Source organism: Actinoallomurus acaciae, assembly GCF_042429965.1.
Taxonomy (GTDB): Bacteria; Actinomycetota; Actinomycetes; order Streptosporangiales; family Streptosporangiaceae; genus Actinoallomurus; species Actinoallomurus acaciae.
Map to the genome: position 1 here is coordinate 1 of NZ_JBHLZP010000053.1, position 26,682 is coordinate 26,682.

Annotated in this window: 27 protein-coding genes and 1 pseudogene; 22 read left to right on the forward strand and 6 right to left on the reverse strand. The window is 69.9% G+C overall.

Going from position 1 to position 26,682, the window contains the following annotated elements; translation table 11 throughout:
- From ACFFNX_RS10225 to ACFFNX_RS10265, 9 genes and pseudogenes are all read left to right on the forward strand, one after another.
- A pseudogene (locus ACFFNX_RS10225) lies at positions 1 to 531 on the forward strand (NADH-quinone oxidoreductase subunit G); the annotation flags it as partial.
- Between the two features lie 58 nt (positions 532 to 589).
- Positions 590 to 1,981, forward strand: coding sequence for an NADH-quinone oxidoreductase subunit NuoH (nuoH, locus tag ACFFNX_RS10230; protein ID WP_378198489.1), 1,392 nt, complete (start codon positions 590 to 592; stop codon positions 1,979 to 1,981).
- Positions 1,974 to 2,501, forward strand: a complete 528-nt coding sequence (gene nuoI, locus ACFFNX_RS10235; RefSeq protein WP_378198492.1) for an NADH-quinone oxidoreductase subunit NuoI — start codon at positions 1,974 to 1,976, stop codon at positions 2,499 to 2,501. The genes nuoH and nuoI overlap by 8 nt, the downstream gene beginning before the upstream one ends.
- A gap of 64 nt (positions 2,502 to 2,565) precedes the next feature.
- A complete protein-coding gene (locus tag ACFFNX_RS10240; protein WP_378198495.1) occupies positions 2,566 to 3,456 on the forward strand; it encodes an NADH-quinone oxidoreductase subunit J in 891 nt (296 codons plus the stop codon).
- Entirely contained in the window at positions 3,453 to 3,749 is a 297-nt protein-coding gene (gene nuoK, locus ACFFNX_RS10245) for an NADH-quinone oxidoreductase subunit NuoK (RefSeq protein WP_285578394.1), read from the forward strand. Before ACFFNX_RS10240 ends, nuoK begins: the two co-directional genes overlap by 4 nt.
- A 10-nt stretch (positions 3,750 to 3,759) precedes the next feature.
- On the forward strand, positions 3,760 to 5,691 hold the full coding sequence (gene nuoL, locus ACFFNX_RS10250; RefSeq protein ID WP_378198499.1) for an NADH-quinone oxidoreductase subunit L: 1,932 nt from the start codon (positions 3,760 to 3,762) through the stop codon (positions 5,689 to 5,691).
- A 1-nt stretch (position 5,692) separates the two neighbouring features.
- Positions 5,693 to 7,228, forward strand: a complete 1,536-nt coding sequence (locus ACFFNX_RS10255; protein ID WP_378198502.1) for an NADH-quinone oxidoreductase subunit M — start codon at positions 5,693 to 5,695, stop codon at positions 7,226 to 7,228.
- On the forward strand, positions 7,225 to 8,823 hold the full coding sequence (nuoN, locus tag ACFFNX_RS10260; protein ID WP_378198505.1) for an NADH-quinone oxidoreductase subunit NuoN: 1,599 nt from the start codon (positions 7,225 to 7,227) through the stop codon (positions 8,821 to 8,823). The genes ACFFNX_RS10255 and nuoN overlap by 4 nt, the downstream gene beginning before the upstream one ends.
- 16 nt (positions 8,824 to 8,839) lie before the next feature.
- A complete protein-coding gene (locus ACFFNX_RS10265) occupies positions 8,840 to 9,835 on the forward strand; it encodes a polyprenyl synthetase family protein (protein WP_378198508.1) in 996 nt (331 codons plus the stop codon).
- On the opposite strand, the gene ACFFNX_RS10270 is transcribed toward ACFFNX_RS10265, so the two are convergent.
- Complete coding sequence (locus tag ACFFNX_RS10270; RefSeq protein ID WP_378198511.1) at positions 9,828 to 10,280, reverse strand: hypothetical protein; 453 nt, start codon at positions 10,278 to 10,280, stop codon at positions 9,828 to 9,830. The two genes, ACFFNX_RS10265 and ACFFNX_RS10270, sit on opposite strands and share 8 nt — an antisense overlap.
- A 193-nt stretch (positions 10,281 to 10,473) precedes the next feature.
- Here ACFFNX_RS10270 and ACFFNX_RS10275 point away from each other — a divergent pair, with 193 nt between their 5' ends.
- Positions 10,474 to 11,337 carry a trypsin-like serine peptidase gene (locus ACFFNX_RS10275; RefSeq protein WP_378198514.1) on the forward strand — a complete coding sequence of 288 codons (864 nt, stop codon included), beginning with the start codon at positions 10,474 to 10,476 and terminating at the stop codon, positions 11,335 to 11,337.
- On the opposite strand, the gene rarD is transcribed toward ACFFNX_RS10275, so the two are convergent.
- Complete coding sequence (gene rarD, locus ACFFNX_RS10280) at positions 11,334 to 12,242, reverse strand: EamA family transporter RarD (RefSeq protein WP_378198517.1); 909 nt, start codon at positions 12,240 to 12,242, stop codon at positions 11,334 to 11,336. The two genes, ACFFNX_RS10275 and rarD, sit on opposite strands and share 4 nt — an antisense overlap.
- A 73-nt stretch (positions 12,243 to 12,315) precedes the next feature.
- Between rarD and msrA the strand changes: the two genes are divergently transcribed.
- Positions 12,316 to 12,972, forward strand: a complete 657-nt coding sequence (gene msrA / locus ACFFNX_RS10285) for a peptide-methionine (S)-S-oxide reductase MsrA (RefSeq protein ID WP_378198520.1) — start codon at positions 12,316 to 12,318, stop codon at positions 12,970 to 12,972.
- 67 nt (positions 12,973 to 13,039) lie between these two features.
- On the forward strand, positions 13,040 to 13,594 hold the full coding sequence (locus ACFFNX_RS10290; RefSeq protein ID WP_378198524.1) for a cysteine hydrolase family protein: 555 nt from the start codon (positions 13,040 to 13,042) through the stop codon (positions 13,592 to 13,594).
- Between the two features lie 19 nt (positions 13,595 to 13,613).
- On the opposite strand, the gene ACFFNX_RS10295 is transcribed toward ACFFNX_RS10290, so the two are convergent.
- The gene (locus tag ACFFNX_RS10295; protein WP_378198527.1) at positions 13,614 to 14,288 is read right to left on the reverse strand and encodes a type 1 periplasmic-binding domain-containing protein; all 675 of its coding nucleotides are present in this window, start codon (positions 14,286 to 14,288) and stop codon (positions 13,614 to 13,616) included.
- A gap of 175 nt (positions 14,289 to 14,463) precedes the next feature.
- Here ACFFNX_RS10295 and ACFFNX_RS10300 point away from each other — a divergent pair, with 175 nt between their 5' ends.
- From ACFFNX_RS10300 to ACFFNX_RS10320, 5 genes are all read left to right on the forward strand, one after another.
- Complete coding sequence (locus ACFFNX_RS10300) at positions 14,464 to 15,678, forward strand: HupE/UreJ family protein (RefSeq protein WP_378198530.1); 1,215 nt, start codon at positions 14,464 to 14,466, stop codon at positions 15,676 to 15,678.
- A gap of 172 nt (positions 15,679 to 15,850) precedes the next feature.
- Entirely contained in the window at positions 15,851 to 17,407 is a 1,557-nt protein-coding gene (locus ACFFNX_RS10305; protein WP_378198533.1) for a purple acid phosphatase family protein, read from the forward strand.
- 100 nt (positions 17,408 to 17,507) lie between these two features.
- Positions 17,508 to 18,596, forward strand: a complete 1,089-nt coding sequence (locus ACFFNX_RS10310) for a hypothetical protein (protein ID WP_378198536.1) — start codon at positions 17,508 to 17,510, stop codon at positions 18,594 to 18,596.
- 73 nt (positions 18,597 to 18,669) lie between these two features.
- On the forward strand, positions 18,670 to 18,849 hold the full coding sequence (locus tag ACFFNX_RS10315; protein ID WP_329245254.1) for a DUF4236 domain-containing protein: 180 nt from the start codon (positions 18,670 to 18,672) through the stop codon (positions 18,847 to 18,849).
- A gap of 300 nt (positions 18,850 to 19,149) precedes the next feature.
- Entirely contained in the window at positions 19,150 to 19,419 is a 270-nt protein-coding gene (locus ACFFNX_RS10320; protein WP_378198539.1) for a hypothetical protein, read from the forward strand.
- A gap of 11 nt (positions 19,420 to 19,430) precedes the next feature.
- Here the strand turns inward: ACFFNX_RS10320 and sigJ are convergent, their stop codons facing one another.
- Positions 19,431 to 20,387 carry an RNA polymerase sigma factor SigJ gene (gene sigJ / locus ACFFNX_RS10325; protein WP_378198542.1) on the reverse strand — a complete coding sequence of 319 codons (957 nt, stop codon included), beginning with the start codon at positions 20,385 to 20,387 and terminating at the stop codon, positions 19,431 to 19,433.
- A gap of 151 nt (positions 20,388 to 20,538) precedes the next feature.
- Between sigJ and ACFFNX_RS10330 the strand changes: the two genes are divergently transcribed.
- Positions 20,539 to 22,152, forward strand: coding sequence for an MFS transporter (locus ACFFNX_RS10330; protein WP_378198545.1), 1,614 nt, complete (start codon positions 20,539 to 20,541; stop codon positions 22,150 to 22,152).
- On the forward strand, positions 22,149 to 22,796 hold the full coding sequence (locus ACFFNX_RS10335) for a hemerythrin domain-containing protein (protein ID WP_378198548.1): 648 nt from the start codon (positions 22,149 to 22,151) through the stop codon (positions 22,794 to 22,796). Before ACFFNX_RS10330 ends, ACFFNX_RS10335 begins: the two co-directional genes overlap by 4 nt.
- A 21-nt stretch (positions 22,797 to 22,817) precedes the next feature.
- On the opposite strand, the gene ACFFNX_RS10340 is transcribed toward ACFFNX_RS10335, so the two are convergent.
- A complete protein-coding gene (locus ACFFNX_RS10340) occupies positions 22,818 to 23,864 on the reverse strand; it encodes a threonine aldolase family protein (protein WP_378198551.1) in 1,047 nt (348 codons plus the stop codon).
- Between the two features lie 225 nt (positions 23,865 to 24,089).
- Between ACFFNX_RS10340 and ACFFNX_RS10345 the strand changes: the two genes are divergently transcribed.
- From ACFFNX_RS10345 to ACFFNX_RS10355, 3 genes are all read left to right on the forward strand, one after another.
- Positions 24,090 to 24,611, forward strand: coding sequence for a hypothetical protein (locus ACFFNX_RS10345; RefSeq protein WP_378198554.1), 522 nt, complete (start codon positions 24,090 to 24,092; stop codon positions 24,609 to 24,611).
- 83 nt (positions 24,612 to 24,694) lie between these two features.
- A complete protein-coding gene (locus tag ACFFNX_RS10350) occupies positions 24,695 to 25,459 on the forward strand; it encodes a L,D-transpeptidase (RefSeq protein WP_378198557.1) in 765 nt (254 codons plus the stop codon).
- 149 nt (positions 25,460 to 25,608) lie between these two features.
- The gene (locus tag ACFFNX_RS10355) at positions 25,609 to 26,136 is read left to right on the forward strand and encodes a hypothetical protein (RefSeq protein ID WP_378198560.1); all 528 of its coding nucleotides are present in this window, start codon (positions 25,609 to 25,611) and stop codon (positions 26,134 to 26,136) included.
- Here the strand turns inward: ACFFNX_RS10355 and ACFFNX_RS10360 are convergent.
- A partial coding sequence (locus tag ACFFNX_RS10360) for a hypothetical protein (protein ID WP_378198566.1) occupies positions 26,120 to 26,682 on the reverse strand: 563 nt, incomplete at its 5' end. The two genes, ACFFNX_RS10355 and ACFFNX_RS10360, sit on opposite strands and share 17 nt — an antisense overlap.

Sequence of the window (26,682 nt, forward strand, 5' to 3'; positions counted from 1 at the left end):
TGGGAGGGCCGCGGCCGCCCGTTCGAGGCCGTGCTGAAGGTACGGCAGGCCATGCCCGACCTTAAGGTGCTCGCCACGATCGCCGACCTGATGGACGTCCACCTCGGCCTGCCCGACTCCGCGTCGGCCCGCCGCGAGCTGGCCACGCTGGGCGGCTTCAAGGGCACGCGCCCGAGTTCGCCGAGCGTCGCCGCCAAGGTGGCGAGCGAGCCCGGCGCCGGCGAGGCGGTCCTGGCGACCTGGCGGATGCTGCTCGACGCGGGCCGCCTGCAGGACGGCGAGCCGTACCTCGCCGGCACCGCCAAGACCGCGGTCGCCCGGCTGAGCGCGGCCACCGCGGAGGAGATCGGAGCGGACGGGAAGGTCACCGTGGCCACGGCGCACGGCGAGATCACCCTGCCGCTGGAGATCACCGACATGCCGGACCGCGTGGTCTGGGTGCCGGCCAACTCACCGGGTTCGGCGGTCTACCGCGATCTCGGCGTCCAGGCCGGAGGAGTCGTGAAGATCCAGAACGGGAGCGTGGCGTGAGCGAGCGAACCCGTAAGCACAGCGCGCCGGTGATCACTCACCCGACGCAGGAGGCCGCATGATCGCCACACACGTCCTCGCGGAGGCGCTGACCTCTGCCACGCCGCGGACCGAACAGTGCACGGGCAAGCCGTACGGCCTTGGTTCGTTCGGCTGCGACCCGTGGTGGCTGATCGGCGCCAAGGCGCTGGTGATCTTCGTGTTCCTGCTGCTGACGGTGCTCATGGCCGTCTGGGCGGAGCGCCGGATCATCGGCCGCATGCAGCTGCGCCCCGGCCCGAACCGCGCCGGGCCGCTCGGCCTGCTGCAGTCGCTGCTCGACGGCGTCAAGGGTGCGACCAAGGAGGACATCGTCCCGCGCGGCGTGGACAAGATCGTCTTCTTCCTCGCCCCGGTGATGGCCGCGGCGCCCGCGCTGGTGTCGTTCTCGATCATCCCGTTCGGCGGCATCGTCTCGATCGGCGGTCACAAGACGCCGCTGCAGCTCACCGACCTGCCGGTCGCGGTGCTGCTGGTCCTGGCGATGTCCTCGATGGGCGTGTACGGCTTCGTGCTGGCCGGCTGGTCGTCGATGTCGCCGTACTCCCTGCTCGGCGGCATGCGCTCCAGCGCCCAGGTGATCTCCTATGAGATCGCGATGGGCCTGTCGTTCGTGGCGGTGTTCCTGTTCGCCGGGTCGCTGTCGACCTCGGAGATCGTGAACGCCCAGGCGCACGGCGGCACGTACCACTTCCTCGGCATGACCGGTCACTACCCGTCCTGGTACGTCGTCCTGCTGTTCCCCTCGTTCGTGATCTACCTGTTCACGATGCTGGGGGAGTCGGGCCGTATCCCGTTCGACCTCCCCGAGGGCGAGGGCGAGCTGGTCGCGGGCTACCACACCGAGTACTCCTCGCTGAAGTTCCTGATGTTCTACCTCGCCGAGTACATCAACATGGCGACGCTGTCGGCGCTGGCCACGACGCTGTTCCTCGGCGGCTACCGCGCCCCGTGGCCGATCACCGGGGTCTGGTCCGGCGCCAACTCCGGCTGGTGGCCGATCCTGTGGTTCCTGGTCAAGATGTGGCTCTTCATCTTCGGCTTCGTCTGGGTCCGGGCCTCGCTGCCGCGCGTCCGCTACGACCAGCTGATGAGGCTGGGCTGGAAGGTCCTCATCCCGGTGTCGCTGGGATGGATCCTGTTCGTGTCGGCGGTGCGCGCGCTGCGCAACCAGCAGCACGACATGCGCCCGGTGATGCTCATCGCGGCGGCGGTGATCATCGTCCTGCTCATCATCTCGGTGATCTGGGAACGGGCCTCGGGCTCGAAGGCCGAGGCGGCGCAGGAGACGGGAGCGCCGGAGCCGGATCCGATGGCGGGCGGGTTCCCGGTGCCCCCGCTCGACGCGCCGCACTACCACGGTGCCGGAGACGCCCGTGCGAACAACTCCACGGAGGCCACCCGTGCTTGATTTCCTGAACCCGGTCAAGGGGTTCGGTGTCACCTTCCACCAGATGTTCATGAAGGTGGAGACGGTCGAATACCCCGAGGTGAAGAAGCCGACCGCGCCGCGTTTCCACGGCCGCCACCAGCTCAACCGCTGGCCCGACGGCCTGGAGAAGTGCGTGGGCTGCGAGCTGTGCGCGTGGGCCTGCCCCGCGGACGCGATCTACGTCGAAGGCGCCGACAACACCGAAGAGGCGCGCTACTCCCCGGGTGAGCGCTACGGCCGGACGTACCAGATCAACTACCTGCGCTGCATTCTCTGCGGCCTGTGCATCGAGGCGTGCCCGACGCGGGCGCTCACGATGACCAACGAGTACGAACTCGCCGACGACAGCCGCGAGAGCCTCATCTACACCAAGGAGATGCTGCTCGCGCCGTTGACGGAGGGCATGGAGCTCCCGCCGCACGAGATGCGGCTCGGGGAGACCGAAGAGGACTACTACCTCCTCGGCGCCTCCAAAGAACACGAGGAGGGCGTCAAATGAGGGAGCGTAGCGAGCGAATTGGCAGGCACAGCACCCTGGTCGCTCTTCCGACGAAGGAGGCCTCGTGAACGTAGTGGCGGCCGGGGCGCATCAGACCGGTGAGTCGGGGATCTTCTGGGTCCTGGCCATCGTGTCCGTCGCCGCGGCGCTGAGCATGATCTTCATGCGGAAGGTCGTGTACTCCGCGCTGCTGCTCGCCGTGGTGATGCTGTCCCTCGCGGTGTTCTACGCCGTGAACGAGGCCCCGTTCCTGGCGTTCGTGCAGGTGATCGTCTACACCGGCGCGGTGCTGATGCTCTTCCTGTTCGTCATCATGGTGGTCGGGGTCAGCTCGACCGAGTCCATGGTCGAGACGATCAAGGGCCAGCGGGTCGCCGCGGCGATCGCCGGCATCGGCTTCGGCGTGCTGCTGATGCTCGGCATCGGCAACGCGACGCTGCCACGGAGCGAGGGCCTGGCGAAGGCCAACTCCGACGGCGGCAACGTCATGGGCCTGGCCAAGCTGCTGTTCGGCACCAACACCGGCCGCGGCATCCAGGGCTACATTTTCGCCTTCGAGGTGACCAGCGCCCTGCTGATCACCGCGGCGCTGGGCGCGATGGTGCTGGCCCACCGCGAACGCCTCAAGCCCAAGCCGACCCAGCGCGAGCTGTCCCAGGCGCGCATCAAGAGCGACCAGGTCTCGCCGCTGCCGCCGCCCGGCACGTACGCCCGGCACAACGCGGTCGACATGCCGGCCCTGCTGCCGGACGGGTCGGTGTCGGAGCTGTCGGTCAGCCCGGTCATCGCCCGCCGCCGCGGCGGCTCGCACGACGACCTGCACGGCGAGGGGCCCGAGTCGGCGCTCCGCCACGGCACCGCCACGGTCAAGGCGGTGCTCGAGGGCCAGGTGGAAGGCCAGGTCGAGGTCGAAAAGACCGAGGACGAGGCCTCACCGGCCGAGGAGGAGAAGTGACCGGGCACTATCTGGCTTTGTCCGCCATCCTGTTCACGATCGGCGCGGTCGGCGTGCTCATTCGCCGCAACGCCATCGTGATCTTCATGTGCGTCGAGCTCATGCTGAACGCCACCAACCTCGCGTTCGTGGCCTTCTCCCGCATGCACGGCGCCCTCGACGGGCAGATCATCGCGTTCTTCGTGATGGTGGTGGCCGCGGCCGAGGTCGTCGTGGGGCTGGCGATCATCATGGCGATCTTCCGGAGCCGCAAGTCCTCGTCGGTCGACGACGCGAACCTGCTGAAGTACTGAGGACCACTCGATGACGAACCTTCTAGCCGCCGCCGAGCCGCAACTGCACACGCAGGCGGCCCAGGGTGTGCAGTCCGCCGCGTGGCTGCTGATCGCGTTCCCGCTCGTGGGTGCCGCGATCCTGCTGCTCGGCGGCCGCCGTACCGACAAGTGGGGCCACCTGCTCGGCGTCGCGATGTCGCTCGCGTCCTTCGTGGTCGGCGTCGCCGCGTTCGTGCAGATGCTCGGCCAGCCCGGAGACGGCCGGACGCGGCTGGTCCACGTGTACCAGTGGGTCTCGGTCGGGTCGTTCAAGGCCAATGTGAATCTCCTGCTCGACCCGCTGTCGATCAGCTTCGTCCTGCTGATCACCGGGGTCGGCTCGCTGATCCACATCTACTCGATCGGCTACATGTCCCACGACCCGGACCGGCGGAGGTTCTTCGCGTACCTCAACCTGTTCGTGGCGTCCATGCTCCTGCTCGTGCTCGCCGACAACTACCTCGGCCTGTACGTCGGCTGGGAGGGCGTGGGTCTCGCCTCGTACCTGCTGATCGGGTTCTGGCAGCACAAGCCGAGCGCGGCCACGGCGGCCAAGAAGGCCTTCATCGTCAACCGGGTCGGTGACTTCGGCCTGTCGGTGGCGATCATGCTGATGTTCGTCACGTTCGGTTCGATCAGTTTCACCGACGTCTTCGGGCACGCCTCGGAGGCCTCCCACGGCACGATCACCGCGATCGGCCTGCTGCTCCTGCTCGGCGCCTGCGGTAAGTCCGCCCAGCTCCCGCTCCAGTCCTGGCTGCTGGACGCGATGGAGGGCCCGACCCCGGTGTCGGCGCTCATCCACGCCGCGACCATGGTGACCGCGGGCGTCTACCTGGTCGTCCGCTCGCACGCGATCTTCGAGCTGTCGTCGCAGGCGCGCCTGCTGGTGACGATCGTCGGCGCGGCCACGTTGATCGCCGGTGCGCTCATCGGTTGCGCCAAGGACGACATCAAGAAGGCCCTCGCGGGTTCGACGATGTCGCAGATCGGCTACATGATGCTCGCCGCCGGCATCGGCAAGGCGGGCTACGTCTTCGCGATCGCGCACCTCATCGCGCACGGCTTCTTCAAGGCCGGGCTCTTCCTCGGCGCCGGCTCGATCATGCACGGCATGAACGACGACGTCGACATGCGCAAGTACGGCGGCCTGCGCAAGGTCATGCCGATCACCTTCGCGACGTTCGGCCTCGGGTACCTGGCGATCATCGGCTTCCCGGGTCTGTCCGGCTGGTGGACCAAGGACGGCATCATCGACGCGGCCTTCGACAAGGGCGGTACGTCCGGCCAGGTCCTCGGCTGGGTGGCGCTGATCGGCGCGGGCATCACCGCGTACTACATGTCGCGCGTGATGTTCATGACGTTCTTCGGCGAGAAGCGCTGGGAAGAGGACGTCCACCCGCACGAGTCGCCCTCGGTCATGACGATCCCGCTGATCCTGCTGGCCGTCGGCTCGGTCGCGGGCGGCGCCTTCCTGATCGCGGGCGACCGGTTCGCGAACTTCCTCGCCCCGGTCATCGGCGCGCCCGAGGAGTCGCACAAGGTGATCACTCCGTACACCGTCGTCGTGTTCGTGCTGATGGTCGTCGGAGTGGGCCTCGCGTACCTGCAGTACCTGCGGCGCCCGGTGCCGCGCACCGCCCCGGCCGGGAGCTTCCCGGTCGTGGCGGCCCGCAAGGACCTGTACGGCGACGCGCTGAACGAGTCGCTGTTCATGCGGCCCGGCCAGTGGCTGACCCGCCTGACCGTCTACTTCGACGGTCGTGGCGTCGACGGTCTCGTCAACGGCATCGCCGCCTTCGTGGGCGGCACGTCCGGCCGGGTGCGGCGGGTGCAGACGGGCTTCGTCCGCTCGTACGCACTGTCCATGTTCTTCGGTGCCGCCCTCGTCGTCGGCGCCCTGCTCCTGGTGAGGATCTGACATGCTGACGGCGCTCATCGCGATCCCCGCACTCGGGGCGCTGCTGGTGGCGTTCCTGCCGAAGGGCAGGGACGAGCTCGCCAAGGTCACCGCGCTGGCCGTCACGCTGGTCGTCGCCGTCCTCGCCATCGTCATGGCGATCGGCTTCGACAACGGCGGGCCGCGTTTCCAGTTCACCGAGAAGTACTGGTGGATCAAGCAGTTCGGCGTGCACTACGCGGTCGGCGTCGACGGCGTCGCGCTGGTGCTGATCCTGCTGTCGGTGATCCTCGTGCCGCTGGTCGTGCTCGCCTCCTGGAACGACGCGGAGCGCTCCGGCGGCGTGGACGCCCCGCCGAAGCGCTCGGTGAAGGCGTACTTCGCGCTGCTGCTGACCCTCGAGGCCATGATGATCGGCGTCTTCGCGGCGACCGACATCTTCCTGTTCTACGTGTTCTTCGAGGCCATGCTCATCCCGATGTACTTCATCATCGGGTCCTACGGCGGCGCGCAGCGCTCGTACGCCGCGGTGAAGTTCCTGCTGTACTCCCTGTTCGGCGGGCTGCTCATGCTCGCCGCGGTGATCGGCCTGTACGTCGTGTCGGCCAACGCCGGCCACGGCACCTTCCTGTTCGGCGAGCTGCGGAACCTCCACATCGAGCCGACCACGGCCAAGTGGCTGTTCCTCGGCTTCTTCGTCGCCTTCGCGATCAAGGCGCCGCTGGTGCCGTTCCACACGTGGCTGCCCGACGCCGCGGGCCAGGCGCCGGCCGGTGCCGCCGTGCTGCTCGTCGGCGTGCTGGACAAGGTCGGCACGTACGGCATGCTGCGGTTCTGCCTGGAGCTGTTCCCCGGCGCGGCCAAGTGGTTCACGCCGGTGGTGCTGACGCTGTCGGTCATCGGCATCGTGTACGGCGCGGTGCTGGCGATCGGCCAGATCGACATCAAGCGCCTGATCGCCTACACCTCGATCTCGCACTTCGGCTTCATCACGCTGGGCATCTTCGCGATGACCACGCAGGGGCAGACCGGTGCGACGCTCTACATGGTCAACCACGGCTTCTCGACCGGCGCGCTGTTCCTCGTCGCGGGCTTCCTCATCGCCCGCCGCGGCTCGTCCCGGATCGACGCCTTCGGCGGCGTGCAGAAGGTCGCCCCGCTGCTCGCCGGCACGTTCCTCGTCGCGGGCCTGTCCGGTCTCTCACTGCCGGGGCTGTCCACGTTCGTGTCGGAGTTCCTGGTCCTCGTGGGCACGTTCACGCGCTACAAGGTGCCGGCGATCATCGCCACGAGCGGCATCGTCCTGGCCGCCGTCTACATCCTGTGGATGTACCAGCGCACGATGAGCGGCCCGCCGACCGAGAAGGTGGTCGGCATGCGGGATCTGTCCAAGCGTGAACTGGTCGTCATCGCGCCGGTGCTGGCGCTCCTGGTCGTCCTCGGCTTCTACCCGAAGCCCGCGCTGAACATGATCAACCCGTCCGTGAAGCAGACGATGGTCAAGGTCGAGAAACACGACCCGCAGCCGACCATCGCGGAGAAGGGAATCCGCCCGTGAGTCAGGTCAGTGTCGCGGCCGGGAGCATCTCGGCCCCGCACATCGAGTACGGGCGGCTCGCCCCGATCCTGATCGTGCTCGGCGCGGCGGCCGTCGGCGTGCTCATCGAGGCGTTCGTCGCCCGTGCCTACCGCTACTGGGCGCAGGTGTGGGTGTCGCTGGCCGGCCTGGTCGTGGCCTTCGTGTGGACGCTCGTCATGGGCATCTCGAAGGCGGACATCTTCGGGCTGGTGCTGTGGCAGCACCACACCCCGCACCACGTCGCGGCCCTGGGCGCGATCGGCGTCGACGGGCCGACCCTGTTCATCCAGGGCACGATCCTCGTGCTCGCGCTGATGTCGCTGCTCCTCATCGCCGAGCGGCGGCACGAGCCGAGCCCGTTCACCGCGCAGGCCTCCTCGGTGCCGGGCACCACGGAGGAGCGCGAGAGCCTGGTCGCGGGCATCATCCAGACCGAGGTCTTCCCGCTCATGCTCTTCGCGGTGGGCGGCATGCTGATCTTCCCGGCGGCCAACGACCTGCTGACCATGTTCGTGGCCCTGGAGGTCCTGTCGCTGCCGCTGTACCTGCTGTGCGGCCTCGCCCGGCGCCGCCGCCTCCTCTCGCAGGAGGCCGCGGTCAAGTACTTCCTGCTCGGCGCCTTCTCCTCGGCGTTCTTCCTGTACGGCACCGCGCTGCTGTACGGCTTCGCCGGCTCGGTGCGCCTGTCGGACATCCAGACCGCGATCAGCCAGAAGGGCGGCATGGAGCCCCTGCTGCTCGCCGGCGTCGCGCTGCTCAGCGTCGGGCTGCTGTTCAAGATGGGCGCCGCGCCGTTCCAGGTGTGGAAGCCGGACGTCTACCAGGGCGCCCCGACGGCGATCACGGCGCTGATGGCCTCGTGCGTGCTCGTGTCGGCCGTCGGCGGCATCCTGCGGGTGTTCTACGTCGGGTTCGAGACGCTGCGCTGGGACTGGCGGCCGGTGATGTGGGCGGTGGCCATCCTCACCATGCTCCTCGGCGCGATCGTCGCGATCACGCAGCGGGACGTGAAGCGGATGCTCGCCTACTCGTCGATCGCGCACGGCGGCTTCCTGCTGACCGGTGTCATCGCCACGAACAAGGCGGGCCTGTCGGGCACACTGTTCTATCTCGCGGCGTACGGCTTCACGACGGTCGGCGCGTTCGCGATCATCACGATGGTCCGCGACGCGGGCGGCGAGGCGTGGCATCTGTCGCGCTGGGCCGGGCTCGGTAAGCGCCAGCCGGTGCTCGCCGGGGCGTTCGCGCTCTTCCTGCTGGCCTTTGCCGGTATCCCGCTGACCAGCGGATTTACCGGAAAGTTCGCGGTCTTCCAGGCCGCGATGGCGGGCGGTGCGATGCCTCTGGTGATCGTCGGCGTGGTGTCCTCGGCGATCGCCGCGTTCTTCTACGTCCGCGTCATCGTGCTGATGTTCTTCAGCGACCCCGCCGCCGACGGACCCTCCGTCGTGCTCAGTCCGACCAGTACGACGGCAGTGGCGGTCGGCGCGTTGGCTACTGTTGTCCTCGGCGTGGTTCCGGGGCCTGCGCTTCATCTGGCCCAGTCGGCCGCCAGCCAGTTCTTCGTTCGCTGACCCCTCGGGAGAGTCTGTGAGTAGTGCCCTTCTGGGCCTTCCGGCCGTCGATGACACACTCGCAGCGGATCTGTTGAAGCGGTTGTCCGCAGTGGAGGACCTGCTGCGGAGTTCGGTGCAAAGTGACTACGCGCTGCTGAGCGACGCGTCCCGCCATCTCGCCGAGGCGGGCGGCAAGAGGTTCCGGCCGATGCTGGTGCTGCTCGCCTCGGAGTTCGGCGACCCGGAGGCGCCGGGCGTCGTTCCGGCCGCGGTCGTAATCGAGCTGACCCACCTGGCGACGCTGTATCACGACGACGTGATGGACGAGGCGGTGATGCGCCGCGGCGAGGCCTCGGCCAACTCCCGCTGGGACAACACCGTCGCCATCCTCACCGGCGACTACCTGTTCGCGCGTGCCTCCGACGTCCTGGCCGACCTCGGCCCGGAGGCGGTGCGGATCCAGGCCCGCACCTTCGCCCGGCTGGTCCAGGGCCAGATCGAGGAGACGGCGGGGCCGGCCGAGGGCGTCGACCCGCTACAGCACTACCTCGACGTCCTGGCGGGCAAGACGGGGTCGCTGATCGCCGCCTCGGGGCACCTGGGCGCCCTGCTCGCGGGCGCCGCCCCGGAGGTCGTCCGCACGCTCACGTCGGTGTGCGAGAAGATCGGCATCGCCTTCCAGCTCTCCGACGACATCCTCGACGTCGCCTCCGACTCGGCCGAGTCGGGCAAGACGCCCGGCACCGATCTGCGCGAGGGCGTCCGTACGCTGCCGATGCTGCACGTCCTGCGGTCCACGTCGCCGGAGGACGCCCGCCTGCGAGAGCTGCTCCACTCGGACCTGTCCGACGACGCGCGGCACGCGGAGGCGCTCGCGCTGCTGCGCGCCAACCCGGCCATGGACCGGGCCCGCGCCGATCTGCGCACGTGGGTGGAGGAGGCGCATGCGGAGCTGGCCACGCTCGTCGACGGGCCGGCCCGCGCGGCGTTCATGTCCCTGTGCGACTACGTCCTGACGCGTACTAGCTGACGCGCTTGCCGCGCCGGCCCAGCACGAACGCGGCGATGACGCCGGCGACGACGACCAGCACGACGATGAGCGGCCAGTTGCTCGCCCCGCCGCCCTGGCCGCCGGAGGGGTTGTCGTCCGCGACGACGGAGACCGTCCCGTTGACGGTGCCCGCGCCGCAGTACGCCGTGATCGGGTAGCTGCCGGGCTTGAGCTCCTGGCGGATCGTCGGGTCGGCGTCGCCGGTGTCGGCCTTGCCGTAGAGCGTGACGTTGGCGGTGAAGGCCGGGGAGACGGCGACGTGCGTGGTCGGCCCGGTCGCGCAGCCGGGGACGCTGATGTGGACCTGCTGGCCGACGTGGGGCGAGCCGGGCGTCACGGTGATCGAGCCGGCTGCCGCGGGGCCGGCGACGGCGAGCGTCGCGGCGCAGGCGAGGGCCGCCGTACGGACAGCACGCACAACCATTCCCCCTCTGGTCTGGCCCCGCACGCTAGCCGAGGTCTCGCCGCGGCGGCCCGCCGAAGGACGGGTGTTTGCCGACTCCGGTCCGTCTGTTGACCTCAACTGATCACGACACGCCCTCTGACCTGCGGGAATCCGCTGCACGTCTGAACGACGATGGAATCGCTCGTGTCCGCTGCGCATACTCGGAGGCTCGGTGAAAGTCCTGCTCTGCGGTGTCCTGACCGCCGTGCCGCTCCTGTCATACGTCCCGGAGGCCTCCGCGCGAGTCGTGACGTCGGCCGACCGGGGGTCCGCGGCCGTGGCCTACTGGACGCCGCAACGGATGGCGCGCGCGACGCCGCTCGGCGCCCGCGGGGCCCGTTCCGGGTCGGCGATGGAGGTGCCGGTGGCGCGGAGCGTGGCGGGCAGCCGCGTGATCGGCGCGCTGTTCTTCAACAGCGGGTCGGGCGGCCACTACTGCACCGCGAGCGTGGTCCGTACGCCCAAGCGGAACATGCTGCTGACCGCGGCGCACTGCCTCTACAGCCAGAGCGCGCACACGTGGCACCGGCACATCGTGTTCGTGCCGCGCTACGCCGCCGGACGCCGGCCGTACGGCACCTGGCCGGTCTGGCTGATGGTGGCGGACAAGCGCTGGCTCCAGCGCGGCGACCCGGACCTGGACTTCGCGTTCGCGGCCGTGCAGGTCATGGGCGGCCACCGCATCGCCGACGTGGTCGGGGCGAACACCCTGGAGATCAACCAGGGGCCCGGCATCCGAGTGGTCATCGCGGGCTATCCGGCGAAGGAGAACTACCCGGCCGACCGCCCGGTCGGCTGCGCCGGCCGCGCGTACCGGCAGAGCAGGACCCAGATGCGGTTCGACTGCCACGGCTTCTACGGCGGTACGAGCGGCAGCCCCTGGCTGAGCGACTACGACGCCCGCACCCAGACCGGACACGTCGTCGGCGTGATCGGCGGGTACCAGGAGGGCGGCAGCGAGGAGTGGCGGTCCTACAGCCCGATCTTCACCGCCGAGACGGCCCGCCTCCTCAACACCGCCGACGAGCGGGCCTAGACGCCGACGGGCTCGGGCTCCGCTGCGACGCGGCGGCTTCTTCGCGCGGTGCGTGCGGCGTCGGCGCTGAGGAGGATCAGTGCCACCCAGACGAGCAGGAAGCCGATCCAGCGGCTGGCCGGCATCTCCTCGTGCTGGACCACTAGGCCGATGAGGAACTGCAGGATCGGGGCGAGGTACTGCAGCATGCCGATGACCGTGAGCGGCACTCGCGTGGCGGAGGAGTTGAAGAGCATCAGCGGCACCGCGGTGACCACGCCGGCGCCGGCGAGAAGGACCAGGTGCCCGGTGCCGTGGCTGGTGAACGTCGGGTGCGGCTGGAAGATCACATAGGCCAGGGCGGGCAGGAAGAGGACGGCCGTCTCGACCGTGAGACTCTCCGCCGACGGTGTCGCGGCGAACTTCTTCAGCAGCCCGTACGTGCCGAAGGAACCGGCCAGGACGAGCGCGATCCAGGGCGGGCGGCCGTAGTCGATCGCGAGGACGACGACCGCCGCGGCGCCGATGCCGACCGCCGCCCACTGCCATGAGGTCAGGCGTTCCCTGAGGACCAGGACGCCGAGAAGGACGCTGACGAGCGGGTTGATGAAGTAACCGAGGGCGGCCTCGATCGTGTGCCCGCTGTTCACGGCGTAGATGTAGGTGCCCCAGTTGACCGTGATGACCACGGCGGCGAGGGCGAGGAGCGCGACCCGCCCGGCCTTGAGGGTCTTGATCCAGCGCCAGTGGCGCCGCGCGGTGAGGATGACGCCGACCGCCACCAGCGACCAGATCATGCGGTGCGCGAGGATCTCGATCGAACCGGCGGGCTTCAGAAGCGGCCAGTAGAGCGGGAACAGGCCCCAGAGAACGTAGGCCGCGACTCCGCACAGGACCCCACGCCGCATTTCAGACACGGGCGTCATCGTATCGTAAGGAGTCATTTTTGGTATTGGTGATGTCTTGGGTGGCCTGGGTCGGCCGGATAACCTTGGGAGGGTGTTCGGATTCGGAAAGACCTCGATGGTGACGCCGGACCAGGTGTTGCCGGGCCGCGACCAGGCCATGCCCGTCGCGCCGCGCCACACCGTCCTCGACGCCCCCCTCGCCCCGCCGTACCCGCCGGGCACGGAGATCGCCGAGTTCGGCGAAGGCTGCTTCTGGGGAGTGGAACGCAAGTTCTGGCAGGTGCCGGGCGTCGTGTCGACCTCGGTGGGCTACGCGGGCGGCTACACGCCGAACCCGACGTACGAGGAGGTCTGCTCGGGCCTGACGGGCCACGCCGAGGTGGTCCGCGTGGTGTTCGACCCGTCGGTGGTGACGTACGAGCAGCTGCTGAAGGTGTTCTGGGAGGGCCACGACCCGACCCAGGGCCTGCGGCAGGGCAACGACGTCGGCTCGCAGTACCGTTCCCTGATCCTGACCCACTCGGACGCCCAGCGCGAGGCCGCCCTCGCGTCGAAGGAGTCGTACCAGAAGGTCCTGACGGCGGCGGGCTACGGCGCCATCACGACGGAGATCCAGCCGGCCGGGGAGTACTACTTCGCCGAGGACTACCACCAGCAGTATCTTTCGAGCGATAAGAACCCCAACGGTTACTGCGGCGTGGGTGGCACCGGCGTGTCCTGCCCGGTGGGTGTCGCGCGGGCCGAGTGACCTGCCGCGCTCCGGAGGTGTCCTGCCGGCCTCAGCGCGCCGGATGGACATTGAACGGGAGCAGGTCGTGACCACCGCATTGATCATCGGCGACGTCCAGCAAGGCATCACGGGCGGTTATCCGTTCGCCCGGCAGGTCGTGCCGCCGCTCACCGGACTGCTCCCGCGCGCCCGTGCGGCCGGCGCTCTCGTCGTGTTCGTGTATTTCGGCTTCCGGGCCAACGGGGCGGACCTGCCGCCGGGCAATGCCTTGTTCAGGACGTTCTACGAGGCCGGGGACGCCTTCCACGAGGGATCGGCCGGAAACGAGATCGCTCTGCCGGTCGCCGACGAGGACGTGGTCGTGATTAAACGCCGCGCCAGCGCGTTCGCCGGCACGGACCTCGACCTTGTGCTCCGCGCGAGCGGCGTCGACACTCTCGCGATCGCCGGAGTCGCGACCAGCGCGATGGTGGCTGCGACGTGCTACGACGCGGCAGACCGTGACTACCAGGTGACCGTGCTGCGGGACGGTTGCGCCGACGGCGATCCGGCGATGCACGACTTCTTCATGGACACCGTCTTCCCCAGCCGGGGATTCGAGGTCGTGCCCTGCGCCGGCTGGCCCGGACCGTCCTCGTGACCAGCCGGTCACCCCGGCCCTAGTCCAGCCAGATCACGAGCCCCGTCAGACCGTTCAGCACGGCCGCGACACCGGCGCGGACGGCGTGCGCGGCGCGTTCGGGGGTGAAGGTGGCGGGATCGTAGTTCGAGGACATGCCGAGGCCCTCGCCGCGGAATGACGCGCCGGTCCAGTCGGCGGCGGTGACGTTCGCCGTCGGCTCGGCCAGTTCGGCGCCGACCACGAGGAACTGCCGGTCGAGGTGGTTGGGGGTGACCGTGGCCAGGGGGTCGATGAGATCGTTGCCGGCGCTGATGATGAGGTCGGGCTCCAGGTCGATCGCGCTGGTGATGGACGGGATGAGCCGGTCCGGCCTCGTCGCCGTGACGGTCTTGAGGCTGACGTGCTCCTCTTCGGCCCACTTTCCCACGGCGTCCGCGAGTGTCCTGGTCTGGGCGTCCTTCCCGGCGGTGAGCAGCACCACGCGGTAGCCCTCGGACGGGCGGGCGTCGTCCCACGAGCCGGGGCGTGGCTTGATCGTCGACTCCGGGGCGGGCGACCGGGCCGGGTCGGAGAACCCGGGGCCGAGGCGGCCGATGAGGGTGGGCTTCGCGTGCGGCCGGGACCAGTCGTCGCCGGAGCCGCATCCGCCGGTCAGTACGGCGGTCGCCACTGCCGCGGCCAGCGTGGCGGCGGGCAGAAGTCGAGAGCGCATCGGGGATCGGCCTCCGGCGGGGTCACGGGTGCGCCTACTTACTACCCCATGACTTGCGGTTTTCGGGACGGGAGGCCGCCTCCGTCGGGTGTGGTTCCTCATCGGTTCGCGTGTGAGACGCCGGCCGTTCATTCGCGCCGACCAGATTGCGTCTCGCATCCGAATGAGGAGTCACATGTTCCACGCCGTCCGGCGTCGTGCCTGTGCTGTCGCCGCCGCCGTGGCCGTGGCAGCCCTGGCCGTCCTGCTCAGCGCCCTGCCCGCCGTCGCCCACGGGTTCAGCTCGACCGTGTACGTCGACCTCACCTCGCCCGCGACCGGGCATGTCCATGCCGAGCTCGGGCTGGAGTACGACCTGCTCGTCGTCTCCGCCGCCGACTACCAGAAGGACGACCCGCTCTTCCGCGCGGGCGACGCGGCGTTCAAGGCCGGTGACCGGGCGGCGCAGAAGGCCGCGCTCGACGCCCACGCCGGCTCGGTCGTCGCGTACGTGACCCGGCGCTTCGGCGTCACGGCCGAGGGGAGGCCGTGCGCCCCGGTACGGGACGGCGGCTTCAGGATCGAGCAGCGTGAGGGCGTCCCGTACGGGCTGCTGGTGCTCGACTACCGGTGCCCGGAGGCCGCGGACGCGCATGAGGTGCGCAGTGGGCTGTTCCCGGACTCCGAGGGCTACGTACGCGGCACCAAGACGATCGTCACGTACGACCTCGACCTGCGCTCCGGCAGCGCGGCCCTCGACGCGCAGCATCCGTCGTTCTCCACGCGGCAGTCCTGGGCCGAGCGGTTCTGGGAGTTCTTCCGGCTCGGCGCCGAGCACCTGCTCACCGGGATCGATCACATCCTGTTCCTGCTGGCGCTCATCGCGGGGTCGCGCCGCCTGCGCGAGATCGTGCTGGCGGCGACGACCTTCACGCTGGCCCACTCGGTGACCTTCGTCCTCGCCGCCCTCGGCCTCGTACGGGCGCCCGCGTCGCTCGTCGAGCCGGTCATCGCCCTGTCGATCGCGGTCGTCGCGGGCTGGCATCTGTGGCGGATCTGGCGGCGCCGATCACATGCCACGGACCTCGAGGCGGCCGGTCACGGGCACCTCAGCCTGGACGCCGCGGGCTGGACGCGGCTCGCGGTCGTGTTCTGCTTCGGGCTCGTGCACGGGCTCGGCTTCGCCTCGGCGCTGGGGATCGAACAGGCGTGGTCGTGGACGCTGCTGTGGTCGCTGCTCGTGTTCAACGTGGGCATCGAGGTCGTCCAACTGGCGATCATCATCGCCGTCTTCCCGGCGCTCGGTCTGCTGCGCCACCGCCGGCCGACGGCGGGGCTGTGGACGACCGGCGCGATCGCCGCCGGCGTGTCCGTGATGGGCCTGGTGTGGTTCGTCCAGCGAATCCTCTGAAAGATCACGTCACAACTTCCGGCTCGCGCAACCACCCGCCCGCCTTCCGTTCACCCCTTGGACACCGCTTTGCGAAAGCTTGACCTAGCTTTTACTATCCCAAAACGGACGGAACCCTATGAACCTCCAGAACTGGACAGAGGGCCCCGGGCCGGTTCGACGTCGGGTGGCCGTGGGGGCCACCGCGGCGGTCATCGGCGTCACCGCGGTGCTCGGCAGTGGCCTGACGGCCTCGGCCGGCACCGACAGCGGTACGACGACCACCGGCATCATCCTCAGCGTCGGCGCCACCGAGGCGCAGCGCGTCGTTTCCTGGTACACCTCGGCCGACACCGCACAGGTGGTGCAGGTCGCGCCGACCTCCAAGCTCGTCAGGGGCCGGTTCCCCAAGAACGCCGTCAGGTTCCCGGCCACCGTCGCCGCGAACGGTGTGAGCGGTGGCTACAACGGTCACGCCACGATCGACAACCTGAGGAAGAACACCGCCTACTCCTACCGCGTCGGCTCCGGGAACGACTGGTCACCGACGTACTCCTTCAAGACCCAGGACTTCAAGGGGAACTTCGACTTCCTGTTCTACGGCGACCCGCAGATCGGCTCGTCCGGCGACACGGCGAAGGACGGCGCCGGGTGGCAGGACACCGTGAACGTCTCCCTCGCCGCCAACCCGAGGGCCGAACTGCTGGTCTCCGGCGGTGACCAGGTCGAGAGCGCCAACGACGAGACGCAGTGGAACGCCTTCCTCCAGCCCGACAAGCTGCGCCGGTACCCCTGGGCCGCCACCATCGGTAACCACGACGTCGGCGGCAAGGCGTACGAACAGCACTTCTGGACGCCGAACACCGACCGTTCCGCGCCGTTCTACGCCGGCAGCCCGGCCACCCAGTCGGGCGGCGACTACTGGTACACGTACAAGGGTGTCCTGTTCATCGACCTGAACAGCAACGCCTACGCCAACGGCTCCGACGCCGCGCACCTCGGCTACGTCCGCGACGTCATCAAGGCGCACGGAGCCAAGGCCAAGTACACGGTGCTCGTCTACCACCACTCGATCTACTCGCCGGCCGACCACGCGAACGACAGCGACAACCAGCAGCGCCGTCAGGACTTCCCGGCCGCCTTCTCCAAGCTCGGCGTCGACCTGGTCCTGCAGGGCCACGACCACAGCTACTCCCGCAGCTACGTCATCAAGAACGGGAAGAAGGCGAACCCGGGCGAGCGGCCCGGCGCCGCGCAGGTGGCTCAGGGGCCGGGCGGCGTCATCTACGTGACGGCCAACTCCGCGTCGGGTTCGAAGTACTACGACCTCACCGCTCCGGACACGACCAAGGACCCGAACTACGGTCCCGACCCGCTGAACCCCAAGAACCACTGGGCCAACTCGGTCGAGAACCAGGAGCACGTCCGTACCTACGTGAAGGTCGAGGTGCGCGACAACAAGATCGTCGTTCAGAACGTCCGCAGCGGCACCTGCGCCGGTCCCAACGCCGCGGTCGAACTGGGCAAGGTGTCCTGGTGCGGACCGGACAGCGGCGCAAGCAGCGCCAAGCCGGTCGGCTCTCTCGTCGACAAGGTAGTGATCCGCCCGTACAGCGACAAGCCGAGCAAGCCCGGTAAGCCTGGTAAACCTGGCAAGCCTGGTAGGCCCGGCGTCCCGGGCAAGCCCGCCTGGGTCCAGCAGGCGCCCGGCGGCGGGTCGAAGAACGTCACGTTCACCGCGCTGAGCTGATCTCGGCCCGATCCACCCGGTGGGGCGGGCACCGGCGGGTGCCCGCCCCGACCGCACGTCGTTCTTCCCGCCCCGCCGCAGAACCGCCCGAGGACCACAGATGACGCATCTGCCCAGACCGCGTACGACCACGGCGGCCGGAGCCCTCGCCCGGGTGGCCGTCGTGACGCTGCTCGCCGTGCTCGGACTCCTCGGAGCGGAGACCGGCCCTGCCGCCGCGGCGGACGGAGACGTCCCCTGGACGGTCGGCACGGCGGCCGGCGACTTCGGGTCGGACCGGCAGAACTACAGCTACACCCTCGACCCCGGCGGGCGGCTCCAGGACGGTCTCGTGGTCGCCAACCACGGCACCACGCCGCTGCGCCTGGCCGTGTACGCCGCCGACGGGTTCACCACCAAGGACGGCCGGTTCGACCTGGTCACCCGGGGCGTGAAGTCGACAGGGGTGGGTGCGTGGGTCCATCCGGACCGGCCCGACCTGACGGTTCGGCCCGGCGAGTCGGTCCAAGTGCCGTTCACGGTCGCCCTGCCGGACGACGCCGCGGCCGGCGATCACATGGGTGGCATCGTCACCTCGCTGACGCAGGCCGGCGCATCGGGCGGCGCCGCGGTGGACCGGCGCGTCGGCATCCGGATCCGCCTTCGCGTGGGCGGACCGCTCAAGCCGAGCCTGTCGGTGGAGAACCCGCACGTCCGCTACTCGGGCACGCCCGTTCCGTTCGGGAGGGGCGCCGCGACCGTCACGTACACGATTCACAACACGGGCAACGCCATCCTCGCCGCCCGGCAGACGGTGTCCGTGGCCGGGCTCCTCGGCGGCTCGGGCGTTCGCGCCGGCCGGATCGGCGACTCGCCCCAACTGCTCCCGGGCGAGAGTTGGAAGGTGTCCGTGCCGGTACGAGGAGTGGCTCCCGCGCTGAGACCGGCCGCGACCGTCACCGTCACTCCGCTGATGACCGACGCGGCGGGCTCGACCGCCCCGCTCGCCGTCGTCAGGACGACGACGCACGCCTGGAACACCCTGTGGGCGGTCCTGCTCCTGCTCCTCCTCGTCCTGTGCGCACTGGCCGGCGCGGCTCTGGCCGTCCGCCGCCGCGCCAGGGCCCGCGAACGCGCTCGCGCCCCGGAGACCGCCGAGCAGCCCCCGCGCGAGCGGGAGACGATGAGGCGCGGCCGCGCTCACGGGTGAAGGACATCCCAGGTTTAGGGCCCCGTATTGGGGGCATCGCTGGGGCGCCTGCCATTTGGAGGGAGCAACAGCAATGGGTCTGATGTTCCGCAAGCGTAAGAAATTCGGCCCGCTGATCTTCAATTTCACCGAGAACGGTCTCTCGTCGTGGACCATTAAGTTCGGGCGCTGGTCGTGGAATTCCAGGTCGCGCAGGCAGAGGTACGACCTGCCCGGCCCGCTGTCCTGGAAGCAGGACAAGGCGCGTTCCTGACCGCATCGGTTCTCCGCCGGGGCGGTGTCATTGGGCTGACGGGCACCGCCTCGGCGGCCACAGGCGGCCGGGAGATCCGCCGTCGGCGACGAGTTTGCCGGAAATGGCCGCGGAAAGGCGCAAGACCGGAGTGCCGGAGGCCGTACTGTATGCCCCATGGGCTACCCTCCTCCGCCGCCGGGCATGATGCCGCCGCCGGACAACGAACCTGTGTTGCTGTCAATCGGGGACATTTCCGTCACCCCGACTTATGTCATCGTGCCCCAGGGGCGGTTTCCGCTGAACGGGACCACGTGGACGGTGCAGGACTCCACACAGGTCACCGAGGGCATTCCGGCGGTCGCGATCGTGCTGGCCATCCTCTTCTTCATCTTCTGCCTGCTCGGGTTGCTGTTCCTGCTCATGAAGGAGAAGCGCTACACCGGGTTCGTCACGATCACCGTCACGGGGCCCGGGGGTCTCTACCACACGGTGCAGTTCCCGGCGGCCCAGCAGACCGGCGCCTGGGCGAACGACATGGTCGGACGGGCGCGGGCGATCGCCGCCTCCGCGCCGCCCGTCGGCGCCTGATCCTCCGCGGTTCAGTCTTCGTCGATGTGGGCGAGCTTGTCCGGGTTCGTGACGCCGTAGATGCCGCGGACCCGGTCATCGTCCGGGGCCAGGTCGAGCACCATCACGGCGAACGGGGAGTGTTCGTTGAAGACCACCGCGGACGGGTCGCCGTTCACGGTGCGGTAGCGGACGGCCAGGTCCTCGGGCAGGCGTGACGTCACGTTCGTGATGAGGCGGGCGACCTTCTCCCGGCCCTGGATCGGGCGGAGGCCGCCCCTGTGCTGCGCCGCCCCTCCGCCGTCGGTCCACATCGTGACGTCCGGCGCCAGGAGCTCCAGGAGGGCGCCCATGTCACCGCCGAACGCCGCGGCCACGAAGTGCTCGGTCACCTGCCGCTGCACCTGCGGGTCGGCCTGGTAGCGCGGGCGGCGCGCCTGGACGTGCGAGCGGGCGCGGTGGGCCAGTTGCCGTACGGCCGACGGTGAGCGGTCCAGGATCTCGGCGATCTCCGTGTGGGCGTACCCGAACACCTCGTTCAGCACGAAGACCGCCCGCTCCAGCGGCGTCAGGGTCTCCAGCACCACGAGCATCGCCATCGAGACCGACTCGCCCCGTACGGTCTGTTCCGCCGCGTCCTCGGCGGCGTCGGTGACCAGCGGCTCCGGCAGCCAGGGGCCGACGTAGCTCTCGCGGCGGCGGCTGATGCTCGCCTGCCGCGCCAGCGCCTGGTTCACCGCGATGCGCACGAGGTACGCCCGCGGGCTGGTGATCGACGCAGAGGGCCACGCACCCGACCACGCCAGCCACGTCTCCTGCAGCACGTCCTCGGTGTCGGCGACGGTGCCGAGCATGTTGTAGACGACGGAGAACAGCAGCTCGCGGTGGTCCAGGAACATCCCGGTCGCGGCGTCCCCCGGATCTCGCGAACGCCCCGGATCCGCCGGAGCCGTTCCGGGCCGGTTCGCCTCGCCTGAAGGTCGGTTCATCCTCGGGCCTCCTGTGCACTCACCCCCTGAGAGGAATTCCGCCCTCGCAGTGTGACATCCCGGCCACGTGACCTGTATCACGCTCATCGACGTCACACTCTCCGGCCCTCGGACCCTCTTGTGCTGCGGAGTCACGAGAAAGAGGAACCCCATGAACAAATGGCGGGGGAATCCGTGGGCGACCCTGGCGGTGCTGGCGCTCGGATTCTTCATGACGCTGCTGGATCTGACGATCGTCAACATCGCGATTCCGGACATGGTCGACCGGCTGGGCGCGTCGCTGGACCAGATCCTCTGGGTCGGGAACGCGTACGCGCTCGCGCTGGCGGTGCTGCTGATCACCGCCGGACGTCTGGGCGATCTGCGGGGTAAGCGGACTCTGTTCCTGTCCGGCATCGCCGTCTTCACCCTGGCGAGCCTGGCCTGCGGCCTCTCCCAGGGGCCGGCCGAGCTGATCGCCTTCCGCGCGGCGCAGGGCGTCGGCGCGGCGATGATCATCCCGCAGACGCTGTCGGTGATCGTCGAGGTGTTCCCGGCCGGTAAGCGAGGGGCGGCGCTCGGCATCTGGGGCGCGACCGCGGGCCTGTCCGGGGTGGTCGGGCCGAGCCTCGGCGGGCTGCTGGTCAGCCGGCTCGACTGGCGCTGGATCTTCTTCGTCAACGTGCCGGTCGGCGTGATCGTGATCGCCGCGGGCCTGCTGGTCCTGCCGGCGGCGCGGCGTACGGTCCGGCACCGCTTCGACCTGCCCGGCGTGGTGCTCGCCTCCGCGTCACTGTTCTGCCTGGCGTTCGGCCTGATCGAGGGGGAGAAGTACGACTGGAACGGCGGGATCTGTGCGACGATCGCCGCGGCGGCCCTGCTCCTGGCCGGGTTCCTGGCCTACGAGCGCGGGCGGCAGGACAACGAGCCGCTGGTCCCCTTCTCCCTGTTCCGCGACCGCGGCTTCTCGGTCGTCAACATCGTCGGCATCGCGGTGTCGTTCGGCGTCGTCGGGCTGTCCCTGCCGCTGACCATCTATCTGCAGTCGGTCCTGGGGTTCAGCGCGCAGCGGGCAGGGCTCGTGATGCTGGTCCTGGCCGCCGGATCGGTCGTCAGCGCCGGGCCGGCCGGGGTGCTGTCCGAGCGTCTCGGCGCCAAGTACCTGCTGATGGGCGGCATGACGGCGTTCGCGGGCGGGATGGTGTGGATGGCCGTGGTCGCGGAGGCCGGCGGGAGCAGCGTGAGCATCCTCGCGCCGTTGTTCCTCACCGGCCTGGGCGCCGGGTGCACGTTCACGCCGATGGCCTCGGAGGTCATGCGCAACGTGCCGGCCGAGCTGTCCGGCGCGGCCTCCGGCGTCAACAACGCGCTGCGGCAGGTCGGGTCGGTGCTCGCCGGGGCCGTCGTCGGCGCCGTGCTCCAGGCCCGCCTCGTCACCGCGCTGCGCGAACAGGCGCACCAGCGCGCCGCCGAGCTCCCGCCGTCCGCCCGCGGCCCGTTCGTCCATGGCTTCGACCAGGCGGGCCGGCATCTGGGCACGGGCGGCCAGAACGGCCTGAAGCCGCCCGCCGATGTGCCGGCGGACCTGGCCCATCGCATCCAGACCGCCGCCGGGCAGGTGTTCGGGCACGGCTTCGTCGACGCGATGCGGCCCACGATGCTCGTCGCCGCGGGCGTGCTCCTCGTCGGCGTGCTCGCCGCTTTGGCCCTCCGGGGCGTACGCGAGCCGTCGGCCAACCCGCACGGCCTTCCACTCACCGAAGACGAACTGCAGGAGATTTCATGACCGACGAGATCGACTTCACGATGATGTACGTCACCCACGACGCGTTCCGCCGTGACCTCGTGCGCCTGGAGGCCGCCGTCGTCGACGGACGCGCGGCCACACGCGAGGTACGGGCGGGCTGGGACAACTTCACCGACCAGCTCCACGTCCACCACACCGTCGAGGACGAGTGGCTGTGGCCCCGCCTCACCGAGCGGGTCAAGGACCGGCCGGACGCGCTGGCGCTGCTGGCCGACATGGAGGCCGAGCACGGGCGGCTCGACCCGCTGCTGGAGGAGTTCGGCGGGGCGCTGGAGGCGAACGCCGCCGACCTGGCCGCGCGCGTCGAGACGCTCACGGCAGTGCTCGACCAGCACCTCGAACACGAGGAGAACGAGGCGCTGCCGCTGATCCAGGAGGTGATGACGCCCGCCGACTGGAAGGAGTTCGGGCGCGCGATGGCGCGCCGCCAGGGCGTGAAGGGCGCCGCGGCGTACGTTCCGTGGATCATCGACGGGATCTCGCGCGACGACCGCCGCCGGTTCCTGGCCAACCTGCCCGCGCCCGTCCGGGCGATCAACCGGCTCGCGTGGACGCCGAAGTACCGCCGCCGGCGGTTGTGGAACCCCACGGAGAGCGGCCGCCTGGCGCCGAAGGCGGCCTGACTCCCGGACCGGCCGCCGCCCTCAACGGAGTTCGCCGGCGAGGGCGGCGGCGAGGCCGTCGACGTCGGTCTCGGTCGTGTCGAATGAGCACACCCAGCGGACCTCGCCGGTGGCCCGGTCCCACGTCTCGAAGCGGAACCGCTCGCGCAGCCGCTCGGCCACCCCCGGGTCGAGACGGGCGAACACCGCGTTCGCCTGCGGGACACGCGGCACCACGACGCCCGGCAGGTCGCGTACGGCCGCATAGAGCCGGGTGGCCATCGCGTTGGCGTGGCCGGCGCCGCGGAGCCACAGGTCGTCCTCCAGCAACGCGATGAACTGGGCGGACACGAACCGCATCTTCGACGACAGCTGCATCGCGGCCTTGCGGAGGTAGGGCATTCCCGGGGCTGCCTCGGGGGAGAGCACCACCACGGCCTCCCCGTACAGCAGGCCGTTCTTGGTGCCGCCGAACGACAGCAGGTCCACGCCCGCGTCGGTGGTGAAGGCGCGGAAGGGCAGGTCGAGGGCTGCGGCGGCGTTCGCGAGCCGGGTGCCGTCGACGTGCACCAGCATGCCGAGCCCGTGGGCGTGCGCGCAGATCTCGGCGATCTCCCCGGCCGTGTAGAGCGTTCCGAGTTCGGTGCTCTGGGTGAGGGAGACGACGCGTGGCTGGGCGCGGTGCTCGTCGCCCCATCCGTAGGCCTGCCGGTCGATCAGGGCGGGGGTCAGCTTGCCGTCGGGGGCCGGCACCGGCAGCAGCTTCAGACCGGCCACCTTCTCCGGCGCGCCGCCCTCGTCGAGGTGGATGTGGGCGGTCTCGGCGCAGATCACCGCCGACCAGGGTTCGGTCAGCGCCCGCAGGCCGATCACGTTGGCGCCCGTGCCGTTGAAGACCGGGTACGCCTCGGCCCGCTCGCCGAAGTGTTCCTTGAACATCTCGCGCAGCTGTGCGGTGTAGACGTCACCGCCGTACGAGGGCTGGTGACCGCCGTTGGCCGTGGCGATCGCGGCGAGGACCTCTGGATGGACGCCGGCGCAGTTGTCGCTGTTGAAACCCCGTGCGGAGGGATCATGCAAAGAGATCATGGCGCCGCCAAGTATCCCATCTCGCCATCTTCCATCCCCGGGGCGGGGGAGCGGACAAAGATGCTGATGGGAGAAGCGTGGCTACGGACGGCAATATGACCTAACGGTAAAGGTTTGTTACTAAAGCGGCATAAGCGTCTTGTGGGCGATAGTGTGCGCGATGCGCCAATGATGGTTCTGTCTCATGGCGTGTCAACGACCACTCCTCAGCAGGAGGAATTCTCCATGCGCCTGAAGAAGGCGAGTCTGACCCTGGCCGGAGCCGCCGCGGCCGTCGCCGTCACCACGATGGCCGCCGCTCCCGCCTGGGCTTGCAGTGACCGCGACCCCGCTCTCCAGCTCCACTCGCTCTGCGGCAAGGACGGCCAGGCGACCTGGCTGCTGAGCAACCCCAACGGCTGGGGCTCCGTGCCCGCCACGTGGACCGACAACAAGGGCGGCCACAGCCAGGGCAAGATCAGCGTGCCCGCCCGCGGCACCGTTCTGCTCGCGACGCACGCCAGCAAGGTGATCGTCACCGCTTTCCGTCCCGACCAGCGGAACCTGCCGGTCTGGCAGCGGCACGGTGCGATCGGCCTGCTCAAGCAGCACTGCAAGGGCACCAAGCCCTCGGCCCCGCCGTCGGAGAAGCCCAAGCCGACCCCGAAGCCGACCAAGACCAGTGAGGCCCCCAAGCCGGTCACCCCGCCGAGCGGCGAGGCGCGTCCCGCCACTCCCGTGAAGGCCCAGCCCGAGTTCACCGGCTGACGAAGATCGAAACAGGTCGGCCCGGGAACACCCGTGTTCCCGGGCCGTCCGCGTCACCGACGTCATTTCGAGGAGCAGGACAGATGTCATTCAGCCCGGGAGCGCGAGCGGCCGTCGCGGCGGCCGGCGCCGTGCTGAGCCTCACACTGGCCGGCTGCGGCGGGTCCGACCACAAGGCCGCGAGCACCAAGCCGACCGGGGACGCCCCGGCGGCCAAGCCCACCACGGCGTCGTACGACTTCGGCGCCGGGCCCAGCACGATCGCCACCGCGCGCACCGCGACAGTGCACATTTACCAGGCGGCCGACGACCCGTCGCCGAGCGTCCAGCTGCACAGCCCAAACCCCGACGGCGCGCCGCGCGTCTTCCTCGTGATCGACCAGAAGCCCGGATGGCTGCACGTGTTCCTCCCGGTGCAGCCGAACGGCAGCACGGGCTGGATCCCCACCCGCGAGGTCCGCACCACCAAGACCGGCTACTGGCTCCAGGTGCTCCAGTCGGCCCACCGCCTGAAGCTCTACCAGGGCAAGAAGGTGCTGATCAGCACCCCGGCGGCGATCGGCAAGTCCGACACCCCGACGCCGGGCGGCGCCTACTACCTCACCGAACTGCTGCAGCCGCCGAACCCGAACGGCGACTACGGGCCGTACGCGTACGGGCTGTCCGGACAGTCGACCGCGCTCACCCAGTTCAACGGCCACGACCCGATCATCGGCATCCACGGCACCAACCAGCCCAAGCTGCTGGGCACCTCGGTCAGCCACGGGTGCGTGCGCATCAGCAACACGATGATCACGAAGCTGGCGAAGATGCTGCCGCTCGGCACTCCCGTCCAGATCTCCGCCTGATCCGGCTCCGAATCCGGCCCCGGTCACCGAACCTCCCCCACGTGGGGGAGGACGCGGCCGCCGGGGCCGGATTCACTGTCGGCATGGCTCTTACCGCTTCCATAACCGATCGTCACCAGGCTCGGACGCGCCCCGGCGCCGGCGTCATCGTGACGGCCGCTCTGGTGGCCCTGCTCTGCGGCGGGTTCGCCGTCATCAACGTCGTCTTCGAGATGACGGACCGCTTCGGCGGTGGTCCCTACGCCGAGTATGCATCCGGGATCGCCGTGATGAACTGGCTCGTCGTCGGGCTGAAGGCGCTGGGGGCGGCGGTGGCCCTGCTGTCGGTCGCCAAGCGCCCGCGGCTCCTTTCCCCGGAGCGCCTGGGCGTGCTGTTGTGGGGCGCGTTCGCGCTGCTCGCCCTGTACGTCCTGGGCAGTCTGGTGGAGGCGATCGGCATCGGCCTGGGCCTGATGGGCAGCACCGACCAGCTCACCCTCCGCAGCGTCGCCTACGTGGTGTTCTTCCTGGCACTCGCCGCCGGCTACGGGGTCCTGACGGTCTCCTACCAGCGGCGCCAGGGGCTGCGCGGAGGCGTCGGGGTCCTCGGCGTCGTGGGCGCGCCGGTGCTGCTGGGCACGATCCTGGTCGTCGTACCGGCCGTGCTGACCGCCCTCGGCCTCATGCCGGGACTCTGAATCGCCGGCGAGGGCGCCGGACGAACAGGAGCAGCACCCCCAGCATCAGCAGCGCTCCGGGGACCACGTACGGCAGGGGCCCGGAGCGCAGCCAGGTGCCGCCGAACCGCACCGCCAGCCCCGGTAGGCAGCCGACCGTGGCGACCAGCGCACGGGTGAGCTGCACCCAGTCCAGCCGGCTCGCGGGTGCCAGGGCCACCAGCGGCAGGACCAACGCCTCGTACCACGGGTAGTAGATCGGCGTCGTGACCACCCAGGCCGTGCACACCGCCAGCGCCGGTCCCAGCCAGACCGGGCCGCGCGTACGGTCGCGCAGGAGCCGGGCCGTCACCACGGCCGCGAGCAGAAACGCGGCCAACGGCAGCCAGGAGGGGAGCCTTCCGAGGACCGGCACGAGCAACTGCCAGGGGGTGTTCCAGGACGGTGACCGGCCGCGCCGCGCCAACGCGACGATCCCGGCGCCACCGGCGGTCGCGTACGACGTGGCGAGCACGGTCGCCACGCCCGCGCCGAGCGCGACGAGCGCACGCGGCGACCGGCGCAGCG

Bases quoted from the DNA above. Each gene is read 5' to 3' on its own strand.
- nuoH (WP_378198489.1), top strand. From the start codon at position 590: ATGATCGCCACACACGTCCTCGCGGAGGCGCTGACCTCTGCCACGCCG.
- nuoL (WP_378198499.1), top strand. From the start codon at position 3,760: ATGACGAACCTTCTAGCCGCCGCCGAGCCGCAACTGCACACGCAGGCG.
- ACFFNX_RS10255 (WP_378198502.1), top strand. From the start codon at position 5,693: ATGCTGACGGCGCTCATCGCGATCCCCGCACTCGGGGCGCTGCTGGTG.
- ACFFNX_RS10270 (WP_378198511.1), bottom strand. From the start codon at position 10,280: ATGGTTGTGCGTGCTGTCCGTACGGCGGCCCTCGCCTGCGCCGCGACG.
- rarD (WP_378198517.1), bottom strand. From the start codon at position 12,242: ATGACGCCCGTGTCTGAAATGCGGCGTGGGGTCCTGTGCGGAGTCGCG.
- ACFFNX_RS10295 (WP_378198527.1), bottom strand. From the start codon at position 14,288: ATGCGCTCTCGACTTCTGCCCGCCGCCACGCTGGCCGCGGCAGTGGCG.
- ACFFNX_RS10300 (WP_378198530.1), top strand. From the start codon at position 14,464: ATGTTCCACGCCGTCCGGCGTCGTGCCTGTGCTGTCGCCGCCGCCGTG.
- ACFFNX_RS10310 (WP_378198536.1), top strand. From the start codon at position 17,508: ATGACGCATCTGCCCAGACCGCGTACGACCACGGCGGCCGGAGCCCTC.
- ACFFNX_RS10315 (WP_329245254.1), top strand. From the start codon at position 18,670: ATGGGTCTGATGTTCCGCAAGCGTAAGAAATTCGGCCCGCTGATCTTC.
- sigJ (WP_378198542.1), bottom strand. From the start codon at position 20,387: ATGAACCGACCTTCAGGCGAGGCGAACCGGCCCGGAACGGCTCCGGCG.
- ACFFNX_RS10330 (WP_378198545.1), top strand. From the start codon at position 20,539: ATGAACAAATGGCGGGGGAATCCGTGGGCGACCCTGGCGGTGCTGGCG.
- ACFFNX_RS10335 (WP_378198548.1), top strand. From the start codon at position 22,149: ATGACCGACGAGATCGACTTCACGATGATGTACGTCACCCACGACGCG.
- ACFFNX_RS10340 (WP_378198551.1), bottom strand. From the start codon at position 23,864: ATGATCTCTTTGCATGATCCCTCCGCACGGGGTTTCAACAGCGACAAC.
- ACFFNX_RS10345 (WP_378198554.1), top strand. From the start codon at position 24,090: ATGCGCCTGAAGAAGGCGAGTCTGACCCTGGCCGGAGCCGCCGCGGCC.
- ACFFNX_RS10350 (WP_378198557.1), top strand. From the start codon at position 24,695: ATGTCATTCAGCCCGGGAGCGCGAGCGGCCGTCGCGGCGGCCGGCGCC.